General features: G+C 66.7%; 14 protein-coding genes. 6 read left to right on the top strand and 8 right to left on the bottom strand.

Translation table 11 applies throughout. From position 1 onward, the window contains the following. The first annotated feature begins 115 nt into the window (after positions 1–115). Together ACQR1I_RS24105 and ACQR1I_RS24110 are read left to right on the top strand one after the other, a co-directional pair. Entirely contained in the window at positions 116–679 is a 564-nt protein-coding gene (locus ACQR1I_RS24105) for a MarR family winged helix-turn-helix transcriptional regulator (RefSeq protein WP_434868128.1), read from the top strand. Positions 680–945: 266 nt separating this feature from the next. Beyond that, entirely contained in the window at positions 946–1,863 is a 918-nt protein-coding gene (locus ACQR1I_RS24110; protein ID WP_434868127.1) for a PepSY domain-containing protein, read from the top strand. 95 nt (positions 1,864–1,958) lie between these two features. On the opposite strand, the gene ACQR1I_RS24115 is transcribed toward ACQR1I_RS24110, so the two are convergent. Continuing rightward, complete coding sequence (locus tag ACQR1I_RS24115; protein ID WP_434868126.1) at positions 1,959–2,798, bottom strand: class III extradiol dioxygenase family protein; 840 nt, start codon at positions 2,796–2,798, stop codon at positions 1,959–1,961. Between the two features lie 5 nt (positions 2,799–2,803). Beyond that, positions 2,804–3,157 carry a protocatechuate 4,5-dioxygenase subunit alpha gene (locus ACQR1I_RS24120; protein ID WP_434868442.1) on the bottom strand — a complete coding sequence of 118 codons (354 nt, stop codon included), beginning with the start codon at positions 3,155–3,157 and terminating at the stop codon, positions 2,804–2,806. Positions 3,158–3,280: 123 nt separating this feature from the next. On the opposite strand from ACQR1I_RS24120, the gene ACQR1I_RS24125 reads away from it, so the two are divergent. Beyond that, complete coding sequence (locus ACQR1I_RS24125) at positions 3,281–4,213, top strand: LysR family transcriptional regulator (RefSeq protein WP_434868125.1); 933 nt, start codon at positions 3,281–3,283, stop codon at positions 4,211–4,213. Positions 4,214–4,226: 13 nt separating this feature from the next. Here the strand turns inward: ACQR1I_RS24125 and ACQR1I_RS24130 are convergent, their stop codons facing one another. The 3 genes from ACQR1I_RS24130 to ACQR1I_RS24140 all read right to left on the bottom strand — a co-directional run bounded on the left by ACQR1I_RS24130 (position 4,227) and on the right by ACQR1I_RS24140 (position 6,673). Beyond that, a complete protein-coding gene (locus ACQR1I_RS24130; protein ID WP_434868124.1) occupies positions 4,227–4,613 on the bottom strand; it encodes a VOC family protein in 387 nt (128 codons plus the stop codon). Between the two features lie 70 nt (positions 4,614–4,683). Then, positions 4,684–5,961: a flavin monoamine oxidase family protein gene (locus ACQR1I_RS24135; RefSeq protein ID WP_434868123.1), complete on the bottom strand. Its 1,278-nt coding sequence runs from the start codon at positions 5,959–5,961 to the stop codon at positions 4,684–4,686. Then, complete coding sequence (locus ACQR1I_RS24140; RefSeq protein ID WP_434868122.1) at positions 5,954–6,673, bottom strand: RibD family protein; 720 nt, start codon at positions 6,671–6,673, stop codon at positions 5,954–5,956. The genes ACQR1I_RS24135 and ACQR1I_RS24140 overlap by 8 nt, the downstream gene beginning before the upstream one ends. 435 nt (positions 6,674–7,108) lie before the next feature. Here ACQR1I_RS24140 and ACQR1I_RS24145 point away from each other — a divergent pair, with 435 nt between their 5' ends. Then, positions 7,109–8,581 carry an alpha/beta fold hydrolase gene (locus tag ACQR1I_RS24145; RefSeq protein WP_434888844.1) on the top strand — a complete coding sequence of 491 codons (1,473 nt, stop codon included), beginning with the start codon at positions 7,109–7,111 and terminating at the stop codon, positions 8,579–8,581. A 32-nt stretch (positions 8,582–8,613) separates the two neighbouring features. Here ACQR1I_RS24145 and ACQR1I_RS24150 read toward each other — a convergent pair whose 3' ends face one another. Beyond that, positions 8,614–9,528 (bottom strand): PaaI family thioesterase, encoded by a 915-nt coding sequence (locus tag ACQR1I_RS24150; RefSeq protein ID WP_434868120.1) that lies wholly within the window; start codon positions 9,526–9,528, stop codon positions 8,614–8,616. Between the two features lie 14 nt (positions 9,529–9,542). On the opposite strand from ACQR1I_RS24150, the gene ACQR1I_RS24155 reads away from it, so the two are divergent. Both ACQR1I_RS24155 and ACQR1I_RS24160 read left to right on the top strand, forming a co-directional pair. Next, entirely contained in the window at positions 9,543–9,716 is a 174-nt protein-coding gene (locus tag ACQR1I_RS24155; RefSeq protein ID WP_434868119.1) for a hypothetical protein, read from the top strand. A gap of 124 nt (positions 9,717–9,840) precedes the next feature. Beyond that, positions 9,841–10,515: a hypothetical protein gene (locus tag ACQR1I_RS24160; RefSeq protein WP_434868118.1), complete on the top strand. Its 675-nt coding sequence runs from the start codon at positions 9,841–9,843 to the stop codon at positions 10,513–10,515. 74 nt (positions 10,516–10,589) lie between these two features. On the opposite strand, the gene ACQR1I_RS24165 is transcribed toward ACQR1I_RS24160, so the two are convergent. Then, the gene (locus ACQR1I_RS24165; protein WP_434868117.1) at positions 10,590–12,131 is read right to left on the bottom strand and encodes a L,D-transpeptidase; all 1,542 of its coding nucleotides are present in this window, start codon (positions 12,129–12,131) and stop codon (positions 10,590–10,592) included. A gap of 193 nt (positions 12,132–12,324) precedes the next feature. After that, positions 12,325–12,771 carry a hypothetical protein gene (locus ACQR1I_RS24170; RefSeq protein WP_434868116.1) on the bottom strand — a complete coding sequence of 149 codons (447 nt, stop codon included), beginning with the start codon at positions 12,769–12,771 and terminating at the stop codon, positions 12,325–12,327. Positions 12,772–13,073 lie beyond the last annotated feature (302 nt).

A 13,073-nucleotide genomic window follows, 5' to 3' on the forward strand; every position in this document is an offset into this window, starting at 1 on the left:
GAACACGACGACGCCATCCCGGCGCCGCACTTGATATCTTTCTGGCAAGACATATAACTTCCGATCTATCTTTCTTGGAAGATACCTCTTCATGATATTTTCGTAAGGAGAGCCGATGACGGCCGAACGGATCCCGATCGATCATTTTCTGTCAATGCGGGCCAAATCCTGGCCCGAGGCCGCCACGCCCATCGTCGGGCTGATGGTTCGCATCTTCCGCCTGAACAGCTTGATGCTCGAGCAGACGACACGTCTTGTCGCGGCCCACGCGCTGAGCTTCACCGAATTCGAGGTGCTGGTGACCTTGCGCGGACAGCCCTCGCCGCATCAGCTGCTGCCCACCGATCTCTACGGCGCAATCCTGATCTCCTCCGGCGGCCTCACCAAGGTGCTCCACGCACTCGAGGCCCGTGGCCTGATCGCACGCGCGCTGGATAAAGACGACCGGCGGAGCAAGCCGGTGCGCCTGACCGCCAAGGGCCGCGCCGTCGCCGAGCGCGCGATGCGCGACGTGCTCGAAGCGGATGAGGCGCTCATCAATGGCGCCTTGTCATCATCTGATGTCGCAGCTCTGACGAGGCTGCTCGGCAGGCTGCTGCAGACGATCGAGTCTGATCATGCGCCGGCAGAGCACGCGCCGACCGGTGCGTCACAACGTCGCCATCGGCGATCGGAGTAGCCTCGCGATGCAGGTTCGTGTGCCGCTTGCAGCAAACAAAGCCACTTCGGCGCCGCATTGATGTCGATCAATCGACGCATGACCTAAAATTAATAGTTCAGCTATTTCGCAAGCGTCGTGTGCTCAGCTAATACGACTATTGCAGCGGCTTCTCGAAGCTGCTGCTCCTCGCACCAGAAACAACAAGAAACATTCGCAGGGAGCGCTTCGCAGACCACCAACGATTGGCCTCGCGCCATCTCTATGACGATCATTCGGAGACGACGATGAACAAGCAGCTTCTGCTCAAACTCCACCGCTGGATCAGCCTGACCTTTGCGCTGCCGCTCCTCGTCATCATCGTCACCGGACTGATCCTCTCCTTCGAGCCGATCGCGCAGGTCGGCGCGGTGAAGCCCGGCAGCGTCGATGCGGCGCGCGTGGTGGCGCTGGTCAAGCAGTACGATCCCGACGGCAAGGCGCGCGGCCTCTCGATCAATCCGGCGGCCCAGCATCTGACGCTGCAGGGCCGGCCAAGCACCGAGCTCGACATGAGCAGCGGCGCCGTGACGGACAAGCCGGCCACGTCCAGCGTGTTTCAGTGGGCGCGCATGACCCATGAGCACCTGATCGGCATCGAGGGCCTCACGACGATTTCCACGATCGGCATGATCGTCATCATGATCATCGGCATCCTGATGGGCCTGCCAAAGCTGCGCAACACGCTGTCCGGCTGGCACAAGGGCGCGGCGTGGTTCATGCTGCCGCTGATCCTGCTGAGCCCGCTGACCGGAGTTCTGCTCGATCCGAGCAACAGCTTCTTCGCCGCGCCGCCGGCTGCGGCCAAGCGCATCTCGTTGCCGGAGGCGGTCAGCATCGTCGCGAAAGATCATGATCTCGCCACCGTCAACATGATCGGGAGCCGCGGCGGGCGCATGATGGCGCGGATCATCGAGGGCGACGAGCTACGCGCCTATGCCGTGACCGCCGACGGCCTCTCCGCGCTGCCGCGGAACTGGGTGAGGCTGCTGCACGAGGGCAATTGGTCGCTGATCGGCAGCGCCGCCAATGTGCTGATCTCGGTGGTGCTGCTCACGCTGCTGGTCACGGGCGTGCTGATCTGGACGCGGCGCCGGCTGCGCCGCCCGGACCGGACGCGACAGCTGCAAGCCAAGGCGGCCGCTGTTTCCTCCGCAACGCCCTGACGCGTCGCGGGCTCCCGGTCGAGCGGAACGCAAAAAGAAGAGCGCGCGGGCATCCGGTCCGCGCGCTCTTGGCTTGATATCATCACCAAGAACGGTCAGGTCGCCGGCTCCAGCACCATCAGTCCGGTCGCGGTGTTGGAGATCGGGATGTGATAGTTCGCATGCTCCTTGCGCACCTTCTCCGGCAAGGTGCCGCGCGCGACCATCCAGTTCAGCAGCTCGACGCCCTGCGTGCCGGACAGCTCGACCAGCTCGGTGGTCGAGTATTTCGTCGCCCAGGCCGGATCGTCGATCATGCTGGCCATGAACTTCTCGTCGAAATCCTTGTTGATGAATCCGGCGCGTTCGCCATCGAGCTGATGCGACAGGCCGCCGGTGCCCATTACGACCACCCGCTCGTCCCCAGGCCAGGATTCGATCGCGCGCGCCAGCGCCTGGCCGAGCTTGTAGCAGCGCGCGGCCGACGGCAGCGGCGCCTGCACGGTGTTGACGACCACGGGCACGACCCGCACCGGCCATTTCTGGTCCGGCCAACACAGCGCCATCGGCAGCGTGAAGGCGTGGTCGACCGCCATCTCCTGGCAGGTGGTGAGATCGAAGTCCTCCTTCACCAGATGCTCGATCAGGTGCCACGACAATTCGGTATCGCCCTTGAACGGCGCGGTCTGCGGAATGCCCCAGCCCTCGTCGGCGTTGCTGTAGCTGTCGGCGGCGCCGACGGCGAAGGTCGGCATCTTGTCGAGGAAGAAGTTGAGGCCGTGGTCGTTGTAGACCAGCACGACGACATCCGGCTTCACCTTGGCGAGCCATTCGCGCACGTGCGGGAAACCGTCGAAGAACGGCTTCCAATACGGATCCTGCTGCAGCCCCTTGGCGATGGCGCCGCCGATGGCCGGAACGTGCGAGGTGGTGATTGCGCCTACGATCTTTGCCATGACGATTACCCCCTTGCTGCCAGAAGCTTGGCCTTGAACTGCTCTTTGGTGAGTCCGGTCTGCTGCGCGCCGATGTCCTGCATGTCGAGACCGAAGATGCCGGCGAATTTGGCGAGGTAGTAGGCGTTGCCGCCGGCCTCGATCAGCTCGAGCACGTTGCGGTTCTTGATCGCCGCGCGCTGCTGCGCATTGAGGCCGTATTTGGCGCAATAGCCGTCCTCGTCGGCGACGAACGCCTTGCGGTTTGCGGCATCGTTGAACGAGTAGCACATCTTGTTGAGAGCGTAGCCCTTGCGGGCCTGCTCGCCGTCGAAGATGGTGGTACCTGGCACGGGCTGCCGGGCCGTCGTGGTGGACATCTGATCCTCCCCTGATGATGTTTCGACCGCGCCCATTTGATCTGGATCAAACGCGGCGCGTTCCATGCCCGCCAGTATCCTCCGATCAAACTGCCGATAAAGGCCGCCCGGCCGATCTGATCCATGAGCCAATTCGATCATTTGGACCTCGACGGCCATCTGCTGCAGCTGCTGCTCGCCGTGATCGAGGAGGGCTCGGTAACGCGCGCCGCGATCCGGCTCGGCGTGACGCAATCGGCCGTCAGCCATCTGCTCGACAAATTGCGCGCCATCACCGGTGATCCGCTGTTCGTGAAGTCCGGCCGCGGCATCGTGCCGACCGCGCATGCGCAACTGCTCGCACTGCGCGCCCGCGCTTTGCTCGACGATCTCAGGAGTTTTTCGCACGCGGCAGCATTCGAGCCGGCAAAAGTCTCGGCGCAGGTCACGATCGCGGCCAATGATCTGCAGCGCGACCTGCTGCTGCCCTCGCTGCTGCGCTATGCGCGCGCGCAAGCGCCCGGCCTCAGCCTGCGCGTCATTCCCTCAGGCGCGCCGACGCCGGAGATGCTGCGCGAGGAGCACTGCCAGCTCATCATCACGCCGCGCCCTCCCGAGGGCAGCGACATCCTGCAGAAGCGCCTGTTCGAGGACTGCTATCGCGTGTTCTACGATGCGAGCCAGCGCGAGCCGCCGCAGAGCCTCGACGAATACCTGGCCTGCGACCACGTCACCGTCGTCTACGAGCCGCGCCGCCGGCTGGACATCGACGAGGTCATGGCCGAGCGCGGCATCGTCAGGCGGTTCGCCGCGCAGGTGCCGGACTTCGGCGGCATCGGCCCATTCCTGCGCGGCAGCCGCATGATCGCGACGCTACCAAGCCTGCTGCGCGCCTACATGCTGCGCGGGCTCAGCATCGCGCCGGTGCCGGTGCCCTGCCCGGCGATGCCGATGTACATGGTCTGGCACCTGCGCCACCACGACGATCCCATGCATCGCTGGCTACGCCAGCAGCTCGAGATCGTGGTCGCGCCGAGCCTGGCCGCCGCCGCCGAGCACATGCCGGTGGCGGTGTAGTTCGCGGGCTCATCTACTCAGGCGTATGACAAACGGCTTCGACGTTGTTGCCGTCGGCATCGCGCACGAACGCGCCGTAGTAATGTTCGTGATAATGCGGCCGCAATCCCGGCGCCCCATTGTCGCGTCCGCCGGCCGCGATCGCAGCCCGGTAGAACGCATCGACCGAGGCGCGGTCCTTGGCGCGGAATGCGACATGCGTGGAGGTCGCGGTCGTGCCAGCTGTTCCGATCCAGAAATCCGGACGGCCTTCGCCGAAACCGGCGTGGTCGCCATGACCGCCGGTCTGCTCGTTCGAGATCTCCATCATTAGGACATAGCCCAGCGGGGCGAGTGCGGCTGCGTAGAACGCCTTGGCGCGTGCGAAGTCAGAGACGGGAAAGCCGACGTGGTCGAGCATGACGGTCCTTTCTTGCCGGAGAATGGACGACGTTAGAGCCCCAGCGCGACGACCGCAACCGCGCGCGCGATCAACGCGCGAGGATGCTCTGTGCTGTCGCCAGTCCGCTCGCCAGCGCCGCCTCCACCGTGCCCATGTCACGGCCGCGATACAGCGCCTCGCCGGTGATCAGCACGGGACCGCCGTCCCACTGCGTGAGCACATCCTGCGCGCCACGCGTGGCGAGCGTCGCGTAGGAATAGGCGCCGCGCGCAAACGGGTCGTTGCCCCAATTGCTGACATGCGCCGCCACGAGCTCCTGCCTGAGCACGGTGGCGGGCTTGGCGAAGATGTCCGCGAGCGCGGCGATTCCGGCCTCGATCAGCGCCGCGTCATCGCACGCGGCGAAGTCGCGCGTCGGGGGGCCGGCGAGCCAGCCCGTGAGGACGGCATGATCGCTCGGATGCTGCGTCCACCACACCGGCACCGCGGCGTCTGACAGCAGGAACAGCATATCCGAGAGATCGCGCGCGTCCGTCATGGACCACCAGCGGCGCTCGAAGCGCAGCAGCAGCTTGATGACGTTGCCGAAGCCGATGTCGGACGCGGCCGCCGCCTGCGTTTGCATCGCGGCCGGCAGCGCGATCGTCTGCAGCAGCGGCAGCGGCACGGTCAGAATGACGAGATCGCCGCGAGACGCCTGCCCGTCGGCACAGCGCACGATGGCCCCATCATCTTCGCTCTCGATCGCCGTCACCACTGCGCCAAGCGCGATCGTCACGCCATGCGCCCGGCATTCGCGTTCGAGAAACCCGATCAGTGCGCCATAGCCGCCGACGATGCGCCGCTGTGGGCCACGGTCACCCCCCATCCACTCGTCGCGCAGCGCGAACACGCTGGCGCGATCCGGATCGGCGGCGTCATAGCCCTGCACCATTCCGAGCACCGACTCGCGCAGCGCTGCGAACTCCGCGCCGGCGAAATGGCGATCGAGCAGCGTCGTGACGGTGAGATCGTCGTCCAGCCCGGCCAGCACCTCGTGCAACCGGTCCATCTGCCGATCAGCAGGATCGTCCTGCGAGAACGCGCCGTTCGCGACGTGCCAGCGCGCGCCCTCGATGCTCCGTGCCGACAGTCCGGCTTCGGCGAGCAGCCGACAGGTGACCGGCGCCTCGCCATGGATGAACTCGGCGCCCGCATCGGCCCTGTAGCCGAACACGCTCTCCGCCAGCGGGTGGATACGTCCGCCGCAACGGTCGCGCGCCTCCAGCACCGTCACTTGCCGACCGGCGCGGGCGAGCTCGCGCGCGGCCATCAGGCCCGCGGCGCCGGCGCCGACCACGATGATGTGGTTGCGTGCGTCAGCCATGACTGGCCTGGGCGGGAACGGTCGCGCCGTTGGTGATCTTGTAGCGCAGCCACAGCGCGCCGCCGTCCAGCGCCGTCGTGCTCTCAAGGGTCATCGCCGTGAGCGGGGCGCGCCGATCGGACTCGGCCTCGGTCGAGTCGAACACCATCGGCGCCCCCTTCGCGCCGTCCACGGCCGGACACAGCACGAGGTTGAGCTCGTCGATCAACCCGGCGCGCAGGAACGTGCCGTTGACATGGCCGCCGCCTTCGAGCAGCAGACGCTTGACGCCGAACTCGCGCGAAAGGATGTCGAGGACGCGCGGCAGATCGAGCGCGGTCTCGCCGGCGAAGATGTAGGAGACGCCCTCGCTGCGCAGACCCGCGAGATGGGCATCCGATACGGATTCCGTGAGCACCACCACGATCGGATCGCCGCCGATGTCGGAACGCCCCCAGCAGATCTTGCCCTGTCCATCGAGCACCACGCCATAGGCCTTGGCATCGCGCCTGACGATCCAGTTCTCGCGCGGAAATCGCTCGGTCGTCGTCGCCGGATAGGAAGTGCCCTTGGCGAATTCCTGGCCGGTGACGCGGCCGATCAGCCATGCGTCGCCGCCGAGCCGCTCGTGCACCTGCTCGAACACGTCGCCCGAGCCCTTCGGACGCCAGCGGCTCGGCCAGGTCCGGCCGTCAACGCTCGATGCCATCAGGCAGATGACTTCCGGTTTCATGCATCCTCCTCGCCACGATTGAGCGGTGCCACCGAATATCGCTCCCGCGGCGTTGTCAACGTAACGACCTGGGTTTCGTTCGATCGTGACCGGGCTCTTTGCGGCTGGGAAGCCCTCCGATGTCGCCGCAGGGCTATGTCGCGATCGGACTGGTGCGCTCGTCCATTCCACGCGGTCATGGCCGGGCTTGTCCCGGCCATCCACGTCGTTCAGCGCGCTGAGAAGCACGTGGATGCCCGGGACGAGCCCGGGCATGACGGAGTAACTAACTGCCGGGATTTTTTGGCGGCGACAGCCCCGTATCTTCATCTGCGAGAGCCCTGGTTGTCGCCGGACGCATCCCTGCGTTAGGTTGGGCCGAGACGGAGCAAGCTCATGGAACGCGGGATCTCGCCGCGCCGATCAATGGCATTCAGCAGGCGTAGCGCCGCCTTGATGGCCGCAACGATGGCCGCACTCGCGCTCTGCATCGCCGGAATCTGGCAGCTCGAGGCTGCGCGCGCCGGCCTGACCATCGCCACGCTGCAGGCCGGCACGACCCCGATCACCATCTATCGCCGCGCCGGCGCCGCTGCGGCCCCCGTGGTCGTCATTGCCCACGGCTTCGCGGGCTCGCGCCAGCTCATGGAGGCCTATGCGTTGACGCTGGCGCAGGCGGGCTATGTAGCGGTCTCGTTCGATTTCGAAGGGCACGGCCGCAATCCCACACCGATGTCCGGAGACGTGACACGCATCGACGGCACGACGCGCAAGCTGATGAGCGAGATCGGCCGTGTCACCGATGCGGCTATGTCCTTGCCGGGAAGCGATGGACGGGTCGCCCTGCTCGGGCATTCGATGGCCTCCGACATCATCGTCCGCCAGGCCGCGTCCGATCCGCGCATCTCGGCGACGGTCGCGATCTCGATGTTTTCCGAAGCCGTCACGGCCACCGCGCCGCGCAACCTGCTGATCATGTCAGGCGAATGGGAGACGGCGCTGCGCCGCGATGCCTTGCGCAATCTCAAGCTCGCGGATCCTGCAGCGAGCGAGGGCGATACGGTCGGCGATCCCGCTGATGGCGGCGGCCGCCGCGCCGTCGTCGCGCCGGGCGTCGAGCATGTCAGCGTGCTGTATTCGACGGCGGCGCTGCGCGAGGCGCGCGACTGGCTCGATCGCGTGTTCGGGCGAACGAGCTCAGGCCCGGTGGCCGCGACCGGCGGCGCCATCGCGCTGCTGCTCGCGGGAATCGTCGCTCTCGCCTGGCCGTTGGCGCAGCTGCTGCCGAAGGGCGCCTCCCCGCCGCCCGCGCTGGCGCTACGCCCGTTCGCGATCGCGACGCTGGTGCCGGCGGTGCTGACGCCGATCGTGCTGAGGTTCGTCGACACGCGCTTCCTGCCGGTGCTGGTCGCGGACTATCTCGCCGTGCATCTGTTCGTCTACGGGGCATTGTCGCTGTTGCTGCTGCGCCTGCAGGGCGCCCGCTTCGGCCGCGTCGCCTGGATTGCTGCGCTGGCGCTCGCGCTCTACGGCATCGCCGGCTTCGGTGGCGCGCTCGATCGCTATGTCGCATCGTTCATGCCGATCGCGGCGCGGCTGCCGATCATCGCGGCGATCGCCGTTGGTGCCGTGCCCTACATGCTGGCCGACAGCATTGCCAACCAGGGCGGCCACGCCGCGCTGTGGCGGACCTTGTGGCTGCGGACGGCCTTCCTGGCCTCGCTCAGCGGCGCCGTCGCGCTCGACCTCAAGCGGCTGTTCTTCCTCCTGATCATCATCCCCGTGATCGTGCTGTTCTTCATCGTCTTCGGGCTGATCGGCGGCTGCGTCGGCCGGCGGACCTGCTCGCCGCTGGCCGAGGGCATCGGCCTCGGCCTGATCCTGGCGTGGTCGCTCGGCGTGTCGTTTCCGATGTTCGTGGCCGGCTGACGAACTGCGGTCGAAGCGAGACGCTCCCAGCCTCAGTCCTGCTCCTGCCCCGGCGCCTGCCGCAGCATGAAATGACCGAAGGCGGTGGCGATCGGCTTCGCCGCATCGTCCTGCCAGGCGCGCGCCTCGAAGGCGACGACACGGCGGCCCTGCTTGACGATCGACGCGGACGCGATGCTGTCGAGCGCGCGGCCCGAGCGCAGATAGTTGATGGTGAGGCCGATCGGCTTCGGCGCTGACACGCCGAGCTCGCGCATCACGGTGACGATCGCCGCGGTTTCGAGGAACGCACCCGTCATGCCGCCGTGGATCGCCGGCAGCACCGGATTGCCGATGATCTTGTGCGAGAACGGCATCATCAACGTGCCGTCATCGGAAAGGCGAATGCCCAGGCAGCGCGCGAACGGGCTGCTGGCAAACAACCCCGTCGCATCGTCGGGCGCGTCGAGTGACGGCGCCGTCCCGTCGAAGGCCGGGCGATCGGTCAGCATGTTGGTGCGGTTGGCGCCGATCATGAAGCAGGCGGTCGCAGTCGCGACCGGCTCGCTCTCCTCGTCCTGATAGGCCGTCGCGCGCACGAAGGCGATCGAGCGCGTGACGCGGAAGCACACCGCATGCGCCTTGATGTCGAGGCCGGGTGTCGCGGGCTTCTGATAGTCGATGCGCAGATCGAGCGTGGCGATGGCGCGGCTGCCGTCCAGCGCGAGCTGCACCGCCATGCCGCAGCTCTCGTCGAGCATCGCGGTGACGACGCCGCCGTGGATCACGCCGGTGTCGGCGTCGCCGACGAACACCGGACGATACGGCAAGGTCGACCAGGCCTCGCCGGGCGCGAAGCGGTCCATCCTGAGCCCGCTGATATGACCATAGACCGAGCGGCGATGTCTGATCGCCTCGGCGAGGTCATCGAAGGCCGGCGTTGGAACGGTCGGAGGCGTGTTGGACATGCACGCGTTAGAGCATGATCCTGAACAAGCGCGAAGTGTTTTTCCGTGGATCTCCGGTGCTGCGCCACAGCTCGCGTTCGAAACAATTCGGCGCATTCATGCATGGCGCTCGGGAGGCCAAGCCGCACTCACAACTCAAGGATGCGAACGATGCTGCGATGACGCTCGGCGCACAACTTCGTAGATGAGCGTCGCGACCGCGCGCCCCGCAAAACTACGTGGGCGAAATGCGCTACCTGCGCCGCGCGCTTAGAACATTGGCAACCTTAATATGGACATAATGGGCTCAATCGAATCCCGGAGACCTGATCGATGCGCAAACCCACCAAGACGCCGGATGCCTCGCCGAGCAGCGGCACGGCATCACTACGAGTCGTCCTGAGCCTGGCGCTCGCTGCGAGCGCCGGTGCGATGTGGTGGACCAGCGGCGGGGCCAAGAGCCTGTCCTTCGCCGACACCTCGCCTTCGCTCGAGAGCCGCGTCGCGGTCCTGACCTCGGAGCTCAACCAGCTGAAGACGGAGACCGCCCGGCTGCGCGAGCGGCAGAACGACACGTCCGGCGAGCTGATCCAGCTGCGCGCCAGCCTCACCAGCACCGAAACCGGCCTCGCCACGCTGCGCACCGCTTCGAGCGAGAGCGCATCGCTTCAGCGCGATGCGGCCGACAAGATCGAGTCCGACATCGCCCTGCTGAAGCGGCAGACCATTCGCCTCCGCTCGGCCCAGGAGGATACGTCAGCCGAGTTGAGCGGGCTGCGCGCCAGCGCGGCGACCAGCGAAATCGGGATCGAGCAGCTCCGCACGAACGCAGGCGAGATCCGCCAGCAGATCGCGCGCATCGAGCTGGCCCGCGACGCGACCAGCTCGATCGGCCGCACGCACAAGCATCGCGTCCGGCGCGTGGCCCGCGCGGCCGAAACCGAGCCGCAGATGGCGCAGCCGTTCATGATGCAGTGGCCGGGCGTGGTGCCCGCGGGCCGGAACTGATCGTTCGGGCCGCCGCTTTACAGGTCGCTTACACCTGACCTGAGGCGGCTTGCCATGACGACGAGCCCGGCTGGCTACCACCAGCTCGGCTGCACCTGCCGGAAAGTGGTCGGCGGCGCGCGCCGCCGCGGCGCGACGGGCTGGCCATCCCAGCTGCGCTGGAAGAAATTGTTGCCAAACCCATCATCAAACGCATCGCCACTCGCGACGCTCACATCCGCGGTCGGCCGGCGCGTGATGAAGCCACCCTGCGGCTGATTGCTCAGCACTGCGACGAACTCGGTGCGATAATTGGTCTCGCTCGACAGCGGCTCGTCGGAGACGATGATCGATGAGCGCGCCACCGCGGTCGGCGCGATGCGGTCGAGCACCTCCTTCGGAATCGTCACGCGGTCGAGCGCGTCCTTGGCGCTGTCGCTGCCATCGATCGTCACGGCGGTCCAGCGCAGGCCGGCGCCGGTCTGCGCCACCGCCGTGAACACATGGGTGCCGATCGGCCGGTCGGGATCGCGGATCGTGACGGGCGACTCGATCGACGTATCGAACTCCTCGCCGCCGCCGTCGCGTGCCGGCTTGTGGGTGTTGCGCCTGACATAGACCATCTGGGTCGAGCGGCTGATGTAGACCGACACCGGTTCGGTCGCGAGCCTGGCATCGGTCGCGGCCCTGGCCGCGTCGGTCTTCTTCGCGGCGGCCGCCTTGGCGGCATCCTTGGCGATCGCGGCGGCCGCAAGCTTGCCGGTCGCATCGGTCTTGGCTGAATCGAGCTGCGTGGCGGCATCGGCCGCCTGGGTCGCAGCCTTCTGGCGCAGGTCCTCGAGCTGGGTCTTGGCCTGATCGGTCTTGGCGGCGGCGAGCTTCCGTTCGGCCTGCTTCAGCTCGGCGTCGGCGCGGGCCTTGGCCTGCTCGAGCTTGCGCAGCGTGGCCTTCAACGATTTGGCCTCGCGCTCCGCCGCGGCCGCCGCCGTCTTGGTCTGCGCGGCCGCCTGCGCGGCATCCTCGGCCTCACGGCCAAGGCTGGTGGCGCGCGCTGGCACCGTCGCGACCGCCTGCGCGTTCGGTACGAACAGCGCGGGATGGGAGAAATCGACCGGAGCCACGTCCTCGGGCGCGATGATCACGCGCATGCCGATCCAGGTCCGGTCGAACAGTTTTTCGGCGAAGCCATAGGGCATGCGTACACAGCCATGCGAGGCGGCATAGCCGGGCAGCGGACCGCCGTGCAATGCGACGCCGTTCCAGGTGATGCGCTGCATGTTCGGCATCCAGGCATCGTCATATAGCGTCGAGTGATGGTCTTTGTCCTTCTCGATGATGGCGAACACGCCCGCCGGCGTCTCCCGTCCCGAAACGCCGGTCGACACCGGCGCCCGCCAGATCCAGCCCTCGGAATCATAGAAGGTGACCTTCTGGGCCTTGATCGACACGATCGCCATGATCGGTTCGCCATGCGCCCGCGGCGCGGTCGCTTCCGTCACCGGCGCCGGCCGCGCCTGCCGGGCCTCGGCCGCGGAACAGCCGGCCATTGCCGCAGCCAGGACCGAGACGGTCAGCAGCGCGTGTCCCCGACGCCGTAGCGCTGCAATGCTCTGAACCACCGTGAATCGTGTCACCATGCCCTGTCCTGGTTCAATGCCGTTCCGTCCCGTCCCACGCGTCGCTTCTGCCACGCATTTATACGCTCGATCATGTCTTGGGGTGAAGTGAGGCAGACGCGCGCATGGACATGCCGATCGCACATGCCGGCCCGCATTTCCTGAACGGAACAAGGCGGAAGCATGTCGGAACGGCGCCGGCATGCAGCGCCGATCAGCCTGACGGAGGCGGAAACCGGCCCAGGAATCGTCGTGCCCTCGGCAGGGCGTCATGCAGAAACTGCTGCGGCTCGCGCAACCAGAGGCCGTCGTAGGAACGCGACTTGGACTCCGAGATCAGAACATCCTTGGGCAGTTCGACCAGCTGTGCGGACCATCCGGGCCACCATCGGTTCGCTTTCGCCTCGATGTGACCGCGCAGTCGGCGCCAGTTGGAATAGCCGTGATAGTCGAAGGCGACCTCGCCGCGAACGACGACGATGTGGTTGCCAGTGAACCCGCTTGCCGGCTTGATCCACACCGGAGCGAAGGCAGCGTCCGGATACGCATCGAGAAAGGCGAAGGCAAGGATGTGGCAGGCGCCACAAGCAAAGAAGACGCGCTCCGGCAACGCCCAGCGCCGAACCGGATCCTGCTTCACGCCCTCGGCAACGACATACATGGATACTGATCCGGCCCCTGCGGGTCATCGCATGTGAGGGTCTGTCTCGTTCCGCTGCGCCACCTCCATGCCCGGGCTCCGTCCCGGCCATGACGGTGTGGAGCAAGTCGGACTCGAGCCTGGATCGTCGAATGCGAAAGCGCCGCGGTCTAACAGGATCAGAATAGCAGAACTTGACCGCCGGCCCACTCCCTCACGGATCGCGGCGATCACCGCGTCGGTGCTCCGGTCTGACGCGCGCCGCGTGCGCGCCGGCCTCGACGGGACGCCGTCCGCTTGGTGATTTGACGGCATCAGCTTGA

The organism is Bradyrhizobium sp. HKCCYLS2038, assembly GCF_051167655.1.
GTDB lineage: Bacteria > Pseudomonadota > Alphaproteobacteria > Rhizobiales > Xanthobacteraceae > Bradyrhizobium.